Raw genomic sequence first — 17172 nt, 5'->3', positions numbered from 1 at the left:
CTCGGAAGCACGCACCGACGCGGACAAACAAATCGACACCCAGAACAAGAAGGTGGTCACCCATGTTGCCGAAGAAGCCAAAGCGCGCCCTGACGCGGGCGATGTGTGTGTTGTTGCTGATCTCGCTGACGAGCTGCGCCAAATCCATTGAAGCCGTCACGCCGCAGCTGGACGACGCCCCGCAGGGCCTGCGCCAATGCACCGAAGAGCAGGTTCCTGATCTTCCGGGCGCACCTGGGACGGCGCTGGACAAGGCGCAGTCGGCCAAGGCGATAGGTGACCAGCGGACCAGCGCGAAGGCCAAGGACCGATGCGCCCATTCCTGGCAGTCGTTCTACGACGAACTGCGAGTCAAGCTGACCGGCAACACCAAGAATATGGAGGGCGCCAATGGCAAACGGTGACGAACCACATGCGGTTTATCGCGAGCGCTTGGCGCGCCTCGAGGAGGCGATGGACAACCAATCCAAGCGCATGGACATCGTGCAGGCAGACATCCGCGCTATCCGAACCGTTCTCGACCAGATGAACGGGGGTAAGCGCCTCCTCATGGGCATCTTCGCGGCGATCGGCGCGATCGCGACCTTCGTCGCCGCAATCATCGGTCTAGTGAAGCTGTTCTGGAAAATCCCGTGACTTTACCGAATCGCTGATCCGGTTGACGGTTCGGCCTATCGCCTTGACAGAACGCCCGGTGGGGATGCCCGCCGGGCGTTTTCGTTTGCGGGCTCGGGATAGGCGGCTACGCGCCGGGTCGAGAAATCGCATTTGGGCCAGCCCGAGCACCGCAGCCAGGCGACCGGCCGGCCGAACGTCAGAAGCGAGCTGCCGCGGCCGAGCTCCAGCGGCTTGCCGCAATGAGGGCAGGCCTCGCCGTCGCGCCAGTGCATTCCCCAGGTCCGCGCGGTCTCCCTGACCCAGTAGCCGGCGACAGCGGCGACCGCGAGGGCAATGATCGCGAAATAGTAGCCGTTCAGAATCGTCGTTGCCGTCGTCATTGGCTGCCCCTTCCCACGGCCTCCCAGAGGCCCGCCATAGGCGGCCTTTTCTCGGCCGTCGTGACACACGCGCCAGGGCCGGTTTGCGTCTCCACGCCTGCGGCTGCCGTGGCAACCTGCGGTATAGCGCATTTCTGCCGCCGGGGCGAGTTCAAGACTTGGTGGGGCGTGCACTGGCCACATACGCCAGGGCTAGCGGCTGGACTCCTCAGCCCGGCTTGTTCTCAAACTGTTCTTATGGGCTTCAGGCGATACAGAGGGCCGGTGGACACGGTGGAGCAGGCGGCGATGGCTGACCTGACGGTCTATGTCCGCTGCCTTCGGTGCGGGCACGAGAAGATGTTTTGGACCCGGGGGCTGATGAAGATGTCGCGGCGGGCCCGCGACCTCAAACTCCGCGAGCCGGTGACGGCCTTCCGGTGTCAGATGTGCCATGCGGACGAGGCGGTGATTTCGGCGCCGGTGCATTGGGTCTGAAAGGGCTTGGTACAAATTCTGGTACAAATTCCGGTAGCCCATGGGACTCCACGGGAGTCGAAATCCAGGCTTTCCGCGGAAGGCCGCAGGAAACGGGCTCTTTTTGTTCCGGGAGAACAGTTTCGAGCCCCGTCGCTCCCGCCATTAAGTCCTTAATTTTATTGAGGGTGATCGCCCTCGGGACCAAATGGAATTAAATGCCGCATCGAGTTTGCGCGCTTCGGCGCCTCGATCGGCGCCGTCGATCCAGCGCGCGTAGTGCTTCAACAACATCGCCGTGTCCTTGTGGCCAAGTCGCCGAGCGATGTACGCCAGATTGACCCCAGCCATCAGGGCTGTCGTTGCGAAGGTGTGGCGGGTGCAGTAACTGCTGGGGGACGAGGGGCGGTTGTATTACGGTCCGTTCTGAGGCGAGCCGGCGTTGCACGAGGCAACCCTCAAGCAATGCTTGATCGTTGGACTCGATGAGCTGCCAACTTGAGGATCCGGTCGCTCCTTGGCATGGCGTTGCGGGCTCCTGTCGTAACGGCTTTGCACACATCACTGTGAAGATGATCGGCATCTGAACCGGAACGGTGGCGCAGTTCGCGTTGCAATGTGCGGCCGGGATTTGATCCATTGAGGGCCAGGGCAGGCGGATTGCGCTTGTCGGCAATATGGAGCGACGCGCGACCGAGCTTGGACCGGAAACCGGCCGGTTTGGCTGTCGCTTCAGCCTTGAACCCGCCAAAAGTTCCCTTAGGGAACCTACTGCAGAGAATAAATCACCGCGATACCGTGTGTGTCTTTCGGGACGATTCAACTCCGGCTAGTGTGGCAGGAACGGCTGTGGATGATCGCGCAATGACGCCCGTAATCAAAACGCCAAGCGGAATCGCAGGACTCGACGAACTGACTGGCGGAGGATTGCCGGCCGGCAGGCCGACGCTCGTTTGTGGCGGGCCAGGGTGCGGCAAGACGCTATTGGCAACGACCTTCCTTGTGCATGGCGCGCGCGACCACAGCGACCCCGGCGTGTTCGTTTCGTTCGACGAGCGCATTTCGGATTTGGCGGCAAACGTCGCCTCGCTCGGCTTCGATCTTGCCGGCCTGCAAGAGCAGCGGTTGCTCGCGATGGATCACATTCACCTTGACCGCCAGGCGATCCACGAAACCGGCGATTATGATTTGGAAGCGCTGTTCATTCGTCTGGATCACGCCATCGGAAAGGTGAAGGCCAAGCGGATCGTTCTCGACAGCATCGATTCCCTCTTTGCCGGTTTTCCGAACGTCGGGATTATCCGCTCCGAGCTTACGCGCCTGTTCGGCTGGCTCAAGGATCGTGAGTTGACGACGATCATCACGGCGGAGCGCGGCGACAGCGGCATCACCCGCAACGGGATCGAGGAGTATGTTTCCGATTGCGTGATCGTCCTCGATCACCGCGTCATCGAGCAGCTTTCCACTCGCCGGCTTCGGGTCGTGAAGTATCGCGGCTCCGTACATGGGACCAACGAGTACCCGTTCCTGATCGACAAGGACGGCATTACGATCCTGCCTGTTACTTCGCTCCGGCTCGACCATGACGCCCCCAGCGAACGGGTGTCGAGCGGCGTTCCCACTCTCGACGCCATGTTGGAGGGTAAGGGATTTTACAAGGGGGCAAGCATTCTTCTGGGCGGCGGGCCCGGCACAGGGAAGACGACCCTGGCAGCCGTCTTCGCCGACGCAGCCTGTCGACGCGGCCAGCGCTGCACCTATTTCTGTTTTGAGGAAAGCGCGCTTCAGATGGTCCGCAACATGCGCTCCATCGGGCTCGATCTGCAGCAATGGATCGACAAGGGCCTCTTGCATTGCCTCGCGTCCCGACCCAGCCTGCACGGTTTGGAACTGCACCTTTCGCTCATGTTGAAGGAGGTACAGGACTTCAAGCCCGCCGCTGTCGTCGTCGATCCGCTGTCGGCGTTATTGGCGAGCGGCACGGAGGCGCAGACGGAGGTCATGGTGTTGCGCCTGGTGGATTATTTCAAGTCACTAGGAACGACGGCGCTGTTCACATCTTTGCAGGGGGGCGAGAACAACAATCCGGAACTGCGAATTTCCTCGTTGATGGATACCTGGATCAAAGTTCAAAACATGCGGTCGGCCCACGATCTCGAAAGGCGGCTCTATGTCGTGAAATCCCGCGGCATGGCGCATTCCGCCCAGGTACGGCAGATCGAAATGAGCAATGACGGCGTTCGCCTTGCAGATATGCCCGACGCGAGCGCCAAGGCGTGAGCGGGACCCTGCCACCGAACGATGAAGTGCCCGAGGAGTTTTGGGAATTGCGGCTCTATGTGGCGGGGCAGACCGAAAGATCGGTTCGCGCAATTCGAAACCTCAGCCGGATCTGCAATGAACATCTGAAAGGCCGCTACTCGGTCGAAGTGATCGACCTTTTGCAACAGCCGCAACTGGCCGAAGGCGATCAGATTCTGGCTATTCCAACGTTGGTCCGCCGTCTCCCCGAACCGATCAAGAAGATCATCGGCGACTTGTCGAACGAAGACCGCGTTCTTGTAGGGCTCGATATAAGGCAGCGTGCGAACAACAACTGAAGGCGTATTCATGGCAGACATGCCTTACGGATTGACGCTCTTCGTGACGGGTAATACGCCGCGGTCGTTGCGCGCGGTCGCAAACGTCCGGATATTTTGTGACAAAGAACTCAGCGGCGAATTTGATTTGGAGATTGTCGATCTCTACGAGCACCCCGAACGCGCCGAACCCGCCAATGTCGTTGTTTCCCCGACTCTGGTTCGCTACCGGCCGGTTCCGGTGCGCCTCATGTTCGGCGACATGTCGGACCTTGACCTCCTGGTAAGAGTAGTAAAGGTGTGATGTCCGCGGCGTCGATCAACAACGACGAACAGAACCTATCTCTTCGGCATGAGCTGGAAGAGACGAAGGCGAAGCTGGCTTCCGCCGAAGAACTGCTGCGCGCGATCCGGGGTGGCGAGGTCGATGCGCTTGTGGTGGAACGCGAGGGACGTCCCGCGGTTTACACGCTGAAAAGCGCGGACGAGCCGTACCGGCTATTGATCGACCAAATGGCCGAAGGCGCTCTGACCGTTGCCGATAACGGCATCATTCTCTACTGCAACGCCGCCTTCGCGGGAATGATCGGACAGCGGCGAGAGAAGCTGACCGGCCGGTCGTTGCGCGACATGGTTGATTGCGCCGAAGCTACGTTCGAGCAATTGATCGAGGAGCCGCAAGCGGGTCGGGAGGTCAATCTCCGCGCCACGTCTGGCGAACTGCCGGTTCTGATGTCCTCCTCGCCCGTCAAGATGGACGGCGTCGTCGTGCATTGCATCGTCCTGACCGACGTCAGCCGCCAGGGCGTGCGTATTCTGCACGAGGCCATCGTAGAATCGTCGGCGGATGCAATTTTTGCGATCGACAAGAATGGCAAGATCAAGAGTTGGAATCCCGCCGCAGAAAAGCTGTTCGGCCTGAGGGCCGCAGACGTCATCGATGCGCCGATGGACATCTTGCTTCCCCCTGATGTTCATAAGCACGGTCAGCGGATGTTGCGCCGGGTGCTGCACGGAGAAACGGTCAGCTTCGAAACCGAATTTGCACCGAGCTACGGCGAAAACCGGTACATCGTCGTCAGCTTGGCGCCTATCCGCGAAAATACGGGAGTTGTCGCCGGAGTTGCCGCAATCACGCGCGATATTACAGCAACAAGGATTGCCGAGGTGGCGGTGAGGGATAGCGAACGCCAGTTCCGCACGCTCGCCAACGCGATACCACTGCTGTGCTGGATGGCTAACGCCGACGGCGGAATCTTTTGGTACAACGACGGTTGGTACGAATACACCGGAACAACCCCACAGCAGATGGAAGGGTGGGGCTGGACCTCAGTGCACGACCCGGCCGTGCTGCCCGCAGTCTTGGAGCGTTGGCGGGCGTCCATCGCAACGGGCCAACCGTTCGATATGGTCTTTCCCATTCGCGGCTCCGATGGCGTATTCCGTCCGTTTCTGACGCGCATCAGGGCATTGCGCGATCAGAACGGAAATGTGGTTCGCTGGTTCGGAACCAATACGGACATCACTGAGCAACGGCGGATACAGGATGTGCTGAAAACGCAGGCGGACCTGCTCAAGCTCTCCTTTGATCCGATCATCGTTTGGCATCTCGACGGCGCCATTGAATCCTGGAACGACGGTGCTGAAAAGTTGTACGGCTTCACCGAGCAGGAGGCGGTGGGGCGCGTCACGCACGATCTGCTTTCGACAAAATTCCCGAAACCGTGGCCCGAGGTCAGGGCAAATCTGATCGAAAATGGCGTGTGGGAGGGGGAGTTGGTTCATCGCGGGCGTGACGGAAATGAGGTCGTCGTTTCCGCGCGCCAACAGCTCATTCGCGACGATAACGGCGCAACGCGCGTGCTTGAGATAATTCGCGACATCACCGAGAAGAGGCGGACGGAAGAGGCTTTGCGCGCTTCGCACGAGCGCATTGTGTCGCTCAACGAGCAACTCAGGCATGTCGCCCGTGTTCACGAACTTGGCCAGGTATCCGCGGGAATCGCGCACGAGCTGAATCAGCCCCTGGCCGCTATGCTCAACTATGCCAATGTGGCCAAGAGGCTGATTGCGAAACCGGATGGGGCGTTCTTGGAAAAGGCGCAGGATAGCATCAGCAAGGCAACGGAGCAGGCCATCCGAGCCGGCGAAATCATTCGGCGCATGCGCGATTTCGTGGAAAAGCGCGACGCTCGGCGGGCGCTGGAAGATGTCAATGCCATTGTCTCGGATGCCGTCGCGCTCGCCTTGGTCGGCTCCAAGAGCGACGGCATCGCCACGACTTTGGATCTGGCGCCCGATCTGCCCCCTGTCGAGGTGGATCGCGTTCAGATCGAGCAGGTGATGGTCAATTTGCTGCGTAACGCGATCGACGCGGTCAACGGTTCGGTGGAACGGACTGTAACGGTCGTGACCAGGCCGGCTCTCGACAAGGCCGTTATCGTGACCGTAACCGACACCGGCCCGGGCGTTCCGTCCGAAATACGCGAGCGCTTGTTTCAGCCCTTCGCAACGACGAAGCCCGGCGGGATGGGAATTGGACTTTCGATCAGCCGTTCCATTATCGAAGCGCATGCGGGGCAAATCGATACCGTGCCGAATCCCGGCGGCGGCACGCAGTTCTATTTTACGCTGCCGGCAAAGCCGGAAGTGTAGTCGCATGAAGTTGCTCCTGCGGCCAGTCGCAACACCGAGTTTCGCGCCGCCCGAAGGTGCGCCGGCAGCTGATTCATATGCTGACGGTTGGGTATGATCTGAACTTAGCCTGCGGTCCCTTGAGCCAACTGGGCGCCCAGGGCGAAGATCTCGTCGAGCCAATCATTGCCTTGTTCGCCGGCCTGCTGGGGGACGCGTGACGGTCTGGATCGCCACGCCGCATCCGACTGATCTATTCCGTGACCAGCCACTCGCGCATCGCGGCGGTCAGGGCTTCGGGTTGTTCCATCGCCACCATGTGGCCTGAGCAGGCGATGATCACGAGGTGGGCGTGCGGAATGCGGGCGGCCATGTCGGCGTGAAGCGCGGCGGGGCGCAGCCAGTCGCTTTCGCCGGCGCACAGCAGGGTGGGGCAGGTGATGGTCGGCAGCAGATCGGTGTAGTCCTGGCGGCTGAGGCCGGCATCGATTTCCGCTTCCAGCTGCGCCAGCGAATGGCGCGCTCCCATCGCCGTCATCGCCTCGATCAACGCCGCATTGCCGGCCTTCGCCGGTGCGATCTGACCAATGAACCAGTGCCGGGCGAGTTTCTCCATGCCGTTGTCGCGGCCGCTCGCCAACAGGCGCTGCCGGCTCAAGGTTTCCATTGCCCGCGCCGCGGCGCTTTCGTGACCGCGATAATCGGTGGCGATCAGGGCGAGACGCTGAACCCGCTGCGGCGCCCGCTTGACCATCTCCAACGCCACACGCCCGCCCAGCGAGTGCCCGGCCAGTGCGAAGCTATCGGGCGCGGCCGCCAAAACCCGCTCCGCCATGTCGGCGATGGAATTGGCCAGCCCGTACGACGCCACCGCCGGAGTCGCCAGATCCGCCAGGGCCTCGCATTGCGCGCGCCAAAAGTCCCGATCACATAACATGCCGGGAAGCAGCAACAGGGTTTGACTCATCGTCCGGCAATCTCCATCTTCTAAAACCGGCGACTTTTTCGTATATCGAAATCAGCGTTCACAGCATTCGAGTGCGGTACATGGAAAAACGAATTACGCCGACGACCGGCAAGCGCGGTCCCGCCCAAGTCGAAGACAGCGCGCTGCGCGATGATCGGCACGACGACAGCGAATATCTTTCCACACTCGAACGCGGGCTTTCGGTGCTGCGCTCGTTCGGGCGCGAGCGGCCGCAGATGACCCTCAGCGAAGTGGCCGAGGCGACCGATCTGTCGCCGGCCGCGGCGCGGCGCTGCCTCAATACCCTGGTCAAGCTCGGCTATGTCGCCAAGCACCGCCGCCAGTTCCTGCTGCGGCCGGAGGTGATGAGCTTCGCGTCCGCCTATCTCGATTCGATGAGCCTGGGCGAACTGGTGCGGCCGCATCTGCAGGCGGTGCGCGACGAGACCGGCGACTCCTCCTCGCTCGCAGTCTTGAGCGGCCACGACATCCTTTATCTCGTCCACGTCTCGACCAACCGGATGGTGCGGCTGGCGGCGGGCGTCGGCACCCGTTATCCGGCGTATGCCACCAGCATGGGGCGGACGATTCTGGCGTTCGAGGCCGACGATGTCAGGGCGCATTACGTCAACACCTGCAGTTTTGTCCGCTTTACCGAGCATACGGTCGCGTCGAAAACCGAGCTGCGCAAAATCTTGGAAGAGGCGCGGCGCACGGGCTATGCCGCCATCAAGGACGAGCTTGATTACGGACTGATCTCGATCGCGGTGCCGATCGTCGACGAGGCGGGGCGCGCCATGGCGGCGATCAATTGTTCCACCGCGACATCGCGCGTCGGCAAGGAGGAACTGGTCCGCACCCGGTTGCCGGTGCTGCGCAACGCCGCCCGTTTCATCGAAACCGCGTTGCGCCGCCAGCCGTTCCTGTTGCGCTCGGTCCATCCCGACTGATCTAGAACCTCTTCACCAGATCGATGCCCCACGTCATCGGCTGCCCTTTGAACAGGAAGCCGCCGGTCGAATATTCGGTATTGTACTTCGTGTTGAAGAGGTTTTTCGACCACACCGTCGCGTCCCAGCCGTCGCCCTTGAGGCCGATGCGCAGGTCGAACAGGTTGACGGGTTTGCGCGCGATCGGATTGGGCTCGCCTGCCGCCGGCACCGGAATCACGAACACCGTCGGCCCGATCAGATTGTCGTCGATGCGGATCAGCGCCGAAACGCCGTTCCAGAGCGGGTGGGTGTATTGCAGCCCGACGTTCATGGTGTAGTCGGAAACCAGCGGAGCCTTGGAGCCGACCACCAACGGGCCGGACGCGCCGGGGAAATCCGTAATGCGGGAATCGGTGTAGCCGAAGCCGGCGTTGAGCGACAGTTCGTCGGTGATCTGCGCGGTGGCATCGAGATCGACGCCCATGAAGCGCACGCCCTGGATGTTGCCGAGATTCTGGGTCGAGTTGGATGCCAGGAAGACGAAGTAATAATCGTTGTGGTCGGTGGTGTAATAGAAGCTGCCGTTGAGCAGCAGCCGTCCGCCGAGCCAGGTGGTTTTCGCGCCGGCCTCCCAGGTCGATGCGGTTTCGGCGTTGAACATGTCGCCGACATTGTCGAAGCCGGCGGCACTGGCCGCGGTGGCGACGCCGGTCTGGTTGAAGCCGCCGGAACGGAAGCCGCGGCTCCAGCTGCCGTAAACGTTGATGGCATCGGTCAGCTGATAGCGCAGCACGACTTGTGGCTGGAAGGCGCTCCAGGTGTGGTGGCGCTCGTCGCCGGTGGCGCCCGGAATCGCCGCGTTGGTGAGGAACACCTGCGGCGTCTTGGTGACATTGCGGCGGTAGTCGCTGTCGAAGCGGAAGTTGGCCGACAATTCGAGCGCCTCGGTGATGTTGGTCGAGGTGTCGAAATAGAGCGCCCAGGCGAACTGGTTCTGACCGTCCGAGAGGAACGAGACCTGGCCTTGCGGCTGAAACACCGGCGGATTGGGCGTGTAGTAGATCGGCACCACGCCTTCGTCGGCGACGTCGAACATGTTGCCGGTGGCGATGAAGCGGTTGGTCAGAAACATCTGGCCGCCGGCGATCCAGCGGAAGCGGTCGGTGGACGGCGAGGTGAAGCGCAGCTCCTGGCTGAAGGTTTTGGCATTGAGGAACTGGCTCTGGTCGAAATCGAAATTGACGCGCGACTGGCCGAAGGGATCGAAGGGATAACCGTCGCCGGTGAGGATTTCCCAGATCGTCGAATAGGCGGTGATCGACGTGAAGGTGCCGGCATCGGTGTCATAATCGAGCTTCAGCGACACGTCGTAGATCTTGCGGTCGTTCTTGCCCGCGTTGTTGAGGTTGATCGGCTGGCTGACGTAGTTCGGATTGTTGAAGTCGGGCGAACCGAACGGCGGCACGACGTAATAGAGACCGCGGGTATTGAGCAGATCCACCGACAGCCGCAGGTCGGCGACGAAATGGTCGTCGGGCGTATAGCGGAAGGTCACTTTGCCGTTGAAGTCCTTGACCGGATCGGCCATGTGGCGCGCCGACTGATCCTTGGTGTCGACATTGATGAGATGGCCGTCGGTATTGAAATAGGAGGCGGCGGCGCGCACGCGCAGCGTGTCGGTCAAGGGGCCGCTGACGACGCCCTGAACGCGGAAGCCCGGCCCGTTCTCGTATCCGGCGGTGAACTGGCCTTCCCAGGTGTCGGTCGGCTGTTTTGTGGTGATGAGGATGGCGCCGCCGATGGCGTTGCGGCCGTAGAGCGCGCCCTGCGGCCCTTTCAGCACTTCGATCTGTTCGATGTCGAGGAGTTGCTGGTTGAAGGCCGCCGGCTGGGTCATCGGCACGCCGTCGACGACGATCGCCGCCGAGGGTTCGCTGTTGCGCGCCTGCGAGATGCCGCGGATCACGATGAAGCTGGTGCCGGCATTCTGGGTCGGGATGAAGGTCACGTTCGGCACGGCGGAAAGAAAATCGGTCGGCGTCTGCACGCCTTTGTTTTCGATGGTTTCGGAGGTGAAGGCGGTGACCTGGGCCGGCACCTTCTGGATGTCTTCCTTGCGCTCGCGCGCGGTGACGGTGACCGTTTCGACGGCCAGCGTTTCGGCGCCGCTTGCACCGCCGCTTTCCTGACCATCGGCGGGTGTTGCCGCACACAACGAACCGATCAATGCGGTGGTGCTCAACGCGTAACGCCAGAAGAGTGACTTGGTCTGTGTCATGTGACGCTTCCCCGTTTCGGCGCTCGGCGCCGGATCCCGTCCGGCTGACGCGGACTTGCCGTTCCTCAAAATGTGAATGTTTCGGAAAACGAAGTCAATTTCGCTATGCGAATAAATGTATGCGCCGCGTCCTATTCCGCTGCATCCGCGGAAGAGTTGCGCCGTTGCCGCCAGAAGTCGCTGCGGATGCTGTCGTTGTGTTCGCCCAGTGTCGGCGGCGGCACGATCTCGGAGAGATGCTGGCCATCAAAATTCACCGGGAAACGCACGCTGCGGAATCGTCCCATGGTGGGATGATTGGCCTCGACGGCGATTTCCAGATGCTTCGCCTGGCGGTCTTCGAGCGCCTCGCTGGCGTCATAGACCGGCGAGAACGGCACGCCTTCGCGCTCCAGGCGGCTGCACCATTCGTCGCGCGGCTGTCGTTTGAAGATCGGGCCCATCAGCGCGATCAGCGCGTCTTGATGCGCGATGCGTCCGGGCCGGTCGGCAAAACGCGGATCGGCGAAAATGTCGGGCCTTTCGATGGCGGCGGCGAGCCCCTGCCAGAATTTTTCCGGCGAGGACATATGCAGCGCGATCCATTTGCCGTCGGCACATTCGAAAACATAGGACTGCGAAACCTGCGGCCGGCTGAACGGCCCCATGATCTCGCCGTCGGCAAAGTAATGCGTGAAATCGTCGAGATTGAAATGACACATCGCTTCGAGCATCGACACATCGATGCGCCGGCCGCGGCCGGTATGCTGGCGTTCGTGCAAGGCGCCGAGAATGCCGAAGGCGGCATAGAAGCCGGTGATCGCATCGGCGATGGCGGGTCCGACCACGCGCGGATTGGCGGGATTGATCAGCAGCCGCAGCCAGCCGCTCGCTGCTTGCGCCACGGTGTCATAGGCGGGGCGGTCGGCGTCCGGACCATCAGGCCCGAAGCCCGAGATGCCGCAATAGATCAGGGCGGGATTGAGCTTCTGCAGGCGCTCACTGCCGACGTGCAAGTCTTCCGCGACGCCGGGCCGGAAGTTCTCGATGAAGACATCGGCGTCCGACGCCAGCCGGTCGAACACGGCAAGATCGCCGGCATGGCGGGTATCCAGCGTCAGGCTGCGCTTGTTGCGGTTGTAGGTCTGGAAATGCGGACTGTAGAGGCCGCCGTTGAAGGCGCGGAAGGGATCGCCGGTCTGCGGCCGCTCGACCTTGATGACGTCGGCACCGAGATCGGCCAGGAACATGGCGGCCGCCGGGCCGGTGATGAACGTTCCCATTTCCAGAACGCGAACGCCTTCGAGCACCTTGATCATGCAGACTCCGCCAGCGTCCGCCGCTTCCGTTGCGGCAGGGCCGCTCTTTTCTTTGGTTCGACGGCAAACTAGAATTTTCCGCATGCCGAAGTCAATTTCGGTATTTGGAATTATTCGGTCACCCACGCAACGGAGAACCTCATGCGCATCGGCAAGCAGGACGCCCCCTTCACCGCCATTTCCACCTCCGATGCGGCGTCGATCACCGTGCGCGGTCACGACCTCTGCGCCGAGCTGATCGGGCGGATCGATTTCGTCGATTATTTTTTCCTGCTGCTGATGGGCGTGCGCCCGGACGAGACCCAGCGCTTCTTCGTCAACGCGCTGCTGGTGGCGATTGCCGAGCACGGGCTCGTTCCCAGCGTTCAGGCGGCGCGCATGACTCTGGCCGCAGCCCCCGAAGCGCTGCAAGGGGCGGTCGCCGCAGGATTGCTCGGCTCGGGATCGGTCGTGCTCGGCAGCGCCGAGGCGGCGGGGCAGTTCCTTGCCGAATTGGTCGATGCGGGCGGCGATGGGAAAACTGCTGCGCTGGAGCGGATTCGGGCGATGCGGGCGGTGAAAGCGCCGATACCCGGCTTCGGTCATCCGCAGCATTCGGGCGGCGATCCGCGCGCCAATCTGTTGCTGGCGCTGACGACCGAACGCGGGCTCGACGGGCCTTATCTTCGCATGTTGCGCACCGTGGAAAGCGTTCTGCCCGAAGCGCTCGGCCGCGCGCTGCCGATCAACATCAACGGCGTCATTCCGGCGATCCTGCTGGAGATCGGCTTTCCGGTCACCGCGCTGAAGTCGATTTCGATTCTGGCGCGCACCGCGGGTCTGCTGGCGCATCTGCAGGAAGAGCGGGAACGGCCGATCGGTTTCGTGATGTCCCACGCCGCGGCCGACGCGATCACTTACGATGGCCGGCGCAAATCCGAGTGAAGGCTCCCTAACGGCATTCTTTACATTTTGCGCGCCGTCGCATTACGCTTCTATCCGAAGTTATCTTCGGTATGCGAAAAAACATGCTGCACAGCACGGATCGCTTCCTGACCACGCACACCGGCAGCCTGCCGCGACCGGACGATCTCATTCGCATGATGTATGCGAAGGAAGAGGGTGTGCCGGTCGATGCGCCGGCGCTCGATGTCCGCGTCGGCGACGCGATCGACGAAACCGTGCGGCGTGAAATCGAGGCCGGGATCGATATCGTCAACGACGGCGAGATGTCGAAGCCGAGCTACGCCACTTATGTGAAAGACCGGCTCGCGGGGTTCGGCGGCAGCGGCACGAGCTATGTTTTCCAGGACCTCGCTGAATTTCCCGGAACGGCCGAGCGCGTGTTCGCCAATCCCGGCCGCAAGGCGCGCAAGACGCCCGCCTGCAACGGCCCGATCGCGGTCAAGGATTTTGCATCGGCCAAGCGCGATGTCGAGCACATGGCGGCGGCGATGCACGGCAAGACGGCGGCCGGCCAGTTCTCGTCGGCGGCGTCGCCCGGTGTGATCTCGCTGTTCTTCCGCAACGAGTATTACAGGACCCACGAGGAATACCTCTATGCCATCGCCGACGCGATGCGGTTCGAATACGAGACCATCGCTGCGGCGGGCATGATCCTGCAGCTCGATTGTCCCGATCTGGCGATGGGCCGGCACGTCCAATATGCCGATCTCGACTTGGCCGAATTCCGCAAGCGCATGCAGCTCCACATCGAGGCGCTGAATCATGCGGTGCGCAACATTGCCGCCGACCAGCTCAGGATGCACATGTGCTGGGGCAATTATCCGGGCCCTCACCATTGCGACGTGCCGTTCGCCGACATCATCGACGTGCTGGCGCTGGCCAAGCCGAGGGCGATCCTGTTCGAGGCCGCCAATCCGCGGCACGCCCATGAATGGCGCATCTTCGAAAGCATCAAGGCGCCGGACGGCAAAGTGATGGTGCCGGGCGTGATCGAATGCCAGTCCAACTACATCGAGCATCCCGAACTCGTCGCCGACCGCATCGGGCGCTATGCCAATCTGCTCGGGCGCGAGAACGTCATGGCGGGAGTCGATTGCGGCTTTTCCATTCATGTCGGCTCGGGCGGCGTCGATCCCGATGTCGTCTATGCCAAGCTTGCGGCGCTCGCCGAGGGCGCCCGGATCGCGTCGAAACGTTTCTGGTAGAACAACAGACGGGAGAGACCATGGGAACGGAAGCCAAACTGCCGAACCGCTTGCATCACAACGCCTACGTCACCAAGGACATGGAGAAGACGCGCAAGTTTTACGAGGAAGTCATCGGACTGCCGCTGGTCGCCACCTGGAGCGAGTCCGATGTTTTGTTCGGCAAGCTGCGCGTCTATTGCCACTGCTTTTTCGGCATCGGCGACGGCGGTGCGCTTGCCTTCTTCCAGTTCGCCGATCCCGACGACGCCGAAGAGTTCGGCCCCAAGCTGCCGTTCTCGCCGTTCCATCACATCGCGCTCGATGTCGATGCCGATACGCAGAACGCCATCGAGGAGCGCATCAAGCTCGCCGGCTACAAGGAACCCGACACCTTTGTGCTCGAGCATGGCTATTGCCGGTCGGTCTATATCGTCGATCCCAACGGCATGATCCTCGAGTTTGCGCTCGATGCGCCCGGGTCCGACAAGATCAACGCCGAGCGACGCCAGACGGCCCACGAAGACCTGTGGCGCTGGCTGAAGGGCAATCACGTCTCGAACAATACCTTTCGCTGAAGCCGGTCACCCAACCATCCGGGCGCGACGATGAAACTCCTCCATCTCGATTCCAGTATTCTCGGCGAGACCTCCATCAGCCGTTCGGTCTCGGCCGCCATCGTCGCGTCGATCCGCGCCTCATTGCCGGACGTGGAGGTCAGCTATCGCGATCTGGTGGCGGCGCCGCTGCCGCATCTGACGCTGGCGATGCTTCCCACCAAGTATCCGCTGGCGGGCAGCGCCGTGAGCGCCGATCCGTCGGAGGTGCTGCGGCGGGCGAGCGAAGCGGTGCTCGACGAGTTTCTCGCCGCCGACATCGTCGTGATCGGTGCGCCGATGTACAATTTCACGGTGTCGACCCAGTTGAAGGCGTGGATCGACCGCATCGTGATCACCGGGCGGAGTTTCCGCTACACGCCGGAAGGCGTCGCGGTCGGGCTGTGCGGCGACAAATGGGTGATTGTCGCGGTCGCGCGCGGCGGTTTCTACGGCGCCCATTCGAGCCAGCCCGAAAACGAGCATCTCGAAACCTATCTGCGCGCCATTTTCCGCTTCATCGGCGTCACCCGGCTCGAGTTCATTGTCGCCGAAGGCATCCAGATCACGCCCGAGCAGCGCCGCCTGTCGCATGAGGCGGCCTTGCGCCAAGCCGGCGCTGTCCGCCACGCCCGCCCGGCGCCAATGGCCGAATAGGCTATTGCCTCGTCGGCGGGATGTAATCGAAATTCGAGGGAATTCGAAATAATCATCGTTTTTCACTTGCCGTGCGCGTCGGTCGGCAGTAATTGTTTTTCATGGTAGACGGAGAAAAAAATCTTTTTTCAGGCCTCGTCAGCGTTTTTCACGAACGACGCCTGCCCGAACCGGCGATACCGGCCGGCTATGCGGCATTGATCGACGCCTACGATTTGGCCGTGCCCATTCCTCGCACTCTGCACGCGATCGGGCTGCACCACCGCCTCGTTGAAGGCCAAGGCTGGCGAATTCTGACGCCGCGCCATGCGCCGGAGCCGAGCCTCGAAGGCCACCTCACCTTTGCCCTCAAATATGAGGGCCTCGACCTCGCGGTTCTGAAGCGCCTCTTTAAGCGCTGTTCGCCCGACGACATCGCCCGCATCATTGGGCAAACGCCGACCGGCAGTTATGCCCGCCGGATTTGGTTCTTGTACGAATGGCTGCTGGGCCAAACGCTCGATGTTCCGGCGGCGACGGCCGGCACCTACGTCACGGCGGTCGATCCCGAGCAGCAATACGCCGTCGCAGGCGAGAACTCGCCGCGCCATCGCGTCCGCAATAATTTGCCCGGAACGCCCCAGTTCTGCCCGTTGGTGTTCCGCACGCCGACGCTGGATCGCTTCGTCACCATGGACCTTGCGGCCCGCGCCCGTGCCCTGGTCGCCAAAGTCCCGGCCGATCTGCTGGCGCGCACGGCTTCTTTCCTGCTGTTGAAGGATTCCCGATCGAGTTACGTCATCGAAGGAGAGCGCCCGCCGCAAAATCGTGTCGAACGGTGGGGCAGAGCCATCGGGCAGGCCGGAAAGGCCTCCATCGATCTCGACGAACTCTTGCGGCTGCAGAAGCTCGTGATCGGAGACGCGCGGTTTGTGCATCTGGGTCTAAGGCGCGGCGGCGGGTTTGTCGGTGCGCATGACCGCGACACGCAAGCGCCGATCCCCGATCATATCAGCGCCCGTCCCGAAGATTTGACGGCGCTGGTGGCCGGTATGGCCGAATTCGACCGCATCGAGACCGGCCAGCTCGATCCGGTGGTGGCCGCCGCCGTGCTTGCGTTCGGGTTCGTCTATGCGCATCCCTTCGAGGATGGCAATGGACGGCTTCATCGCTATCTCGTTCATCACGTCCTGGCCGAGCGCGGGTTCAACCCGGAAGGACTGATTTTTCCGATTTCGGCCGCGATCCTCGAACGCATTGCGGCGTATCGGACGACGCTGGAAAGCTATTCCGCGCGCCTGCTGCCGCTGATCCAGTGGGACGCGACCGAGACCGGCAATATTCGCGTGCTGAACGACACCGCCGATTTCTATCGCTTCTTCGACGCCACGCCGCATGCGGAATTTCTCTATGGCTGCGTGCAAGCAACGATCGAGCACGACCTGCCGCAGGAAACTGAGTTTCTGCGCCGCTTCGACCGTTTCCGGGTGCGCCTTGAGGGCTTGGTCGATATGCCCGATCGCACGCTGAACACGCTGCTGGGCTTTCTCCGCCAGAATGACGGGCGGCTGTCGGATCGCGCCCGGAGCCGCGAATTCAAGGCGCTCACGGCGGACGAAGTCGCCGCAGTCGAAGCCGCCTATCAGGAGCTGTTCGAGGCGAAATAGGC

Annotated in this window: 17 protein-coding genes; 13 read left to right on the top strand and 4 right to left on the bottom strand. The window is 62.1% G+C overall.

What is annotated here, in order from left to right:
• Positions 1-107 precede the first annotated feature (107 nt).
• Both AC1P6P_RS10505 and AC1P6P_RS10500 read left to right on the top strand, forming a co-directional pair.
• Positions 108-404 (top strand): hypothetical protein, encoded by a 297-nt coding sequence (locus tag AC1P6P_RS10505; protein WP_481402389.1) that lies wholly within the window; start codon positions 108-110, stop codon positions 402-404.
• Positions 391-636: a hypothetical protein gene (locus tag AC1P6P_RS10500; RefSeq protein WP_481402388.1), complete on the top strand. Its 246-nt coding sequence runs from the start codon at positions 391-393 to the stop codon at positions 634-636. The genes AC1P6P_RS10505 and AC1P6P_RS10500 overlap by 14 nt, the downstream gene beginning before the upstream one ends.
• 35 nt (positions 637-671) lie before the next feature.
• Here AC1P6P_RS10500 and AC1P6P_RS10495 read toward each other — a convergent pair whose 3' ends face one another.
• Positions 672-998, bottom strand: a complete 327-nt coding sequence (locus AC1P6P_RS10495; RefSeq protein WP_481402387.1) for a hypothetical protein — start codon at positions 996-998, stop codon at positions 672-674.
• 264 nt (positions 999-1262) lie between these two features.
• On the opposite strand from AC1P6P_RS10495, the gene AC1P6P_RS10490 reads away from it, so the two are divergent.
• The 5 genes from AC1P6P_RS10490 (at position 1263) to AC1P6P_RS10470 (ending at position 6688) form a co-directional block, all read left to right on the top strand.
• Positions 1263-1475, top strand: coding sequence for a hypothetical protein (locus AC1P6P_RS10490; RefSeq protein WP_481402386.1), 213 nt, complete (start codon positions 1263-1265; stop codon positions 1473-1475).
• Positions 1476-2318: 843 nt separating this feature from the next.
• Positions 2319-3734 (top strand): circadian clock protein KaiC, encoded by a 1416-nt coding sequence (gene kaiC / locus AC1P6P_RS10485; RefSeq protein WP_481402385.1) that lies wholly within the window; start codon positions 2319-2321, stop codon positions 3732-3734.
• Positions 3731-4054 (top strand): circadian clock KaiB family protein, encoded by a 324-nt coding sequence (locus AC1P6P_RS10480; protein WP_481402384.1) that lies wholly within the window; start codon positions 3731-3733, stop codon positions 4052-4054. The genes kaiC and AC1P6P_RS10480 overlap by 4 nt, the downstream gene beginning before the upstream one ends.
• A 10-nt stretch (positions 4055-4064) precedes the next feature.
• On the top strand, positions 4065-4337 hold the full coding sequence (locus AC1P6P_RS10475; RefSeq protein WP_481402383.1) for a circadian clock KaiB family protein: 273 nt from the start codon (positions 4065-4067) through the stop codon (positions 4335-4337).
• Complete coding sequence (locus tag AC1P6P_RS10470) at positions 4337-6688, top strand: PAS domain S-box protein (RefSeq protein ID WP_481402382.1); 2352 nt, start codon at positions 4337-4339, stop codon at positions 6686-6688. The genes AC1P6P_RS10475 and AC1P6P_RS10470 overlap by 1 nt, the downstream gene beginning before the upstream one ends.
• A gap of 232 nt (positions 6689-6920) precedes the next feature.
• Here AC1P6P_RS10470 and AC1P6P_RS10465 read toward each other — a convergent pair whose 3' ends face one another.
• On the bottom strand, positions 6921-7634 hold the full coding sequence (locus AC1P6P_RS10465; protein ID WP_481402381.1) for an alpha/beta fold hydrolase: 714 nt from the start codon (positions 7632-7634) through the stop codon (positions 6921-6923).
• Positions 7635-7714: 80 nt separating this feature from the next.
• Here AC1P6P_RS10465 and AC1P6P_RS10460 point away from each other — a divergent pair, with 80 nt between their 5' ends.
• Positions 7715-8584 carry an IclR family transcriptional regulator domain-containing protein gene (locus AC1P6P_RS10460; RefSeq protein ID WP_481402380.1) on the top strand — a complete coding sequence of 290 codons (870 nt, stop codon included), beginning with the start codon at positions 7715-7717 and terminating at the stop codon, positions 8582-8584.
• A 1-nt stretch (position 8585) separates the two neighbouring features.
• Here the strand turns inward: AC1P6P_RS10460 and AC1P6P_RS10455 are convergent, their stop codons facing one another.
• Both AC1P6P_RS10455 and AC1P6P_RS10450 read right to left on the bottom strand, forming a co-directional pair.
• Complete coding sequence (locus tag AC1P6P_RS10455; RefSeq protein ID WP_481402379.1) at positions 8586-10844, bottom strand: TonB-dependent receptor; 2259 nt, start codon at positions 10842-10844, stop codon at positions 8586-8588.
• Positions 10845-10975: 131 nt separating this feature from the next.
• Positions 10976-12142: a CaiB/BaiF CoA transferase family protein gene (locus AC1P6P_RS10450; protein WP_481402378.1), complete on the bottom strand. Its 1167-nt coding sequence runs from the start codon at positions 12140-12142 to the stop codon at positions 10976-10978.
• 141 nt (positions 12143-12283) lie between these two features.
• Here AC1P6P_RS10450 and AC1P6P_RS10445 point away from each other — a divergent pair, with 141 nt between their 5' ends.
• The 5 genes from AC1P6P_RS10445 to AC1P6P_RS10425 all read left to right on the top strand — a co-directional run bounded on the left by AC1P6P_RS10445 (position 12284) and on the right by AC1P6P_RS10425 (position 17170).
• On the top strand, positions 12284-13066 hold the full coding sequence (locus tag AC1P6P_RS10445) for a citryl-CoA lyase (RefSeq protein ID WP_481402377.1): 783 nt from the start codon (positions 12284-12286) through the stop codon (positions 13064-13066).
• 83 nt (positions 13067-13149) lie between these two features.
• Positions 13150-14292, top strand: coding sequence for a cobalamin-independent methionine synthase II family protein (locus tag AC1P6P_RS10440; protein ID WP_481402376.1), 1143 nt, complete (start codon positions 13150-13152; stop codon positions 14290-14292).
• 20 nt (positions 14293-14312) lie between these two features.
• A complete protein-coding gene (locus AC1P6P_RS10435; protein ID WP_481402375.1) occupies positions 14313-14849 on the top strand; it encodes a VOC family protein in 537 nt (178 codons plus the stop codon).
• Between the two features lie 30 nt (positions 14850-14879).
• Positions 14880-15524 carry an FMN-dependent NADH-azoreductase gene (locus AC1P6P_RS10430; protein ID WP_481402374.1) on the top strand — a complete coding sequence of 215 codons (645 nt, stop codon included), beginning with the start codon at positions 14880-14882 and terminating at the stop codon, positions 15522-15524.
• A 101-nt stretch (positions 15525-15625) separates the two neighbouring features.
• Positions 15626-17170, top strand: a complete 1545-nt coding sequence (locus AC1P6P_RS10425) for a Fic family protein (RefSeq protein WP_481402373.1) — start codon at positions 15626-15628, stop codon at positions 17168-17170.
• The last annotated feature ends 2 nt before the right edge of the window (positions 17171-17172 follow it).

The organism is Rhizomicrobium sp., from assembly GCF_056722145.1.
Note: the sequence above shows the minus strand (reverse complement) of the source record. Positions and strands in the feature narration are given on the sequence as shown.

Coding starts and splice junctions, on each gene's coding strand:
- AC1P6P_RS10500 (WP_481402388.1), top strand. CDS start 391: ATGGCAAACGGTGACGAACCACATGCGGTTTATCGCGAGCGCTTGGCG.
- AC1P6P_RS10495 (WP_481402387.1), bottom strand. CDS start 998: ATGACGACGGCAACGACGATTCTGAACGGCTACTATTTCGCGATCATT.
- kaiC (WP_481402385.1), top strand. CDS start 2,319: ATGACGCCCGTAATCAAAACGCCAAGCGGAATCGCAGGACTCGACGAA.
- AC1P6P_RS10475 (WP_481402383.1), top strand. CDS start 4,065: ATGGCAGACATGCCTTACGGATTGACGCTCTTCGTGACGGGTAATACG.
- AC1P6P_RS10470 (WP_481402382.1), top strand. CDS start 4,337: ATGTCCGCGGCGTCGATCAACAACGACGAACAGAACCTATCTCTTCGG.
- AC1P6P_RS10465 (WP_481402381.1), bottom strand. CDS start 7,634: ATGAGTCAAACCCTGTTGCTGCTTCCCGGCATGTTATGTGATCGGGAC.
- AC1P6P_RS10460 (WP_481402380.1), top strand. CDS start 7,715: ATGGAAAAACGAATTACGCCGACGACCGGCAAGCGCGGTCCCGCCCAA.
- AC1P6P_RS10455 (WP_481402379.1), bottom strand. CDS start 10,844: ATGACACAGACCAAGTCACTCTTCTGGCGTTACGCGTTGAGCACCACC.
- AC1P6P_RS10450 (WP_481402378.1), bottom strand. CDS start 12,142: ATGATCAAGGTGCTCGAAGGCGTTCGCGTTCTGGAAATGGGAACGTTC.
- AC1P6P_RS10445 (WP_481402377.1), top strand. CDS start 12,284: ATGCGCATCGGCAAGCAGGACGCCCCCTTCACCGCCATTTCCACCTCC.
- AC1P6P_RS10440 (WP_481402376.1), top strand. CDS start 13,150: ATGCTGCACAGCACGGATCGCTTCCTGACCACGCACACCGGCAGCCTG.
- AC1P6P_RS10435 (WP_481402375.1), top strand. CDS start 14,313: ATGGGAACGGAAGCCAAACTGCCGAACCGCTTGCATCACAACGCCTAC.
- AC1P6P_RS10430 (WP_481402374.1), top strand. CDS start 14,880: ATGAAACTCCTCCATCTCGATTCCAGTATTCTCGGCGAGACCTCCATC.
- AC1P6P_RS10425 (WP_481402373.1), top strand. CDS start 15,626: ATGGTAGACGGAGAAAAAAATCTTTTTTCAGGCCTCGTCAGCGTTTTT.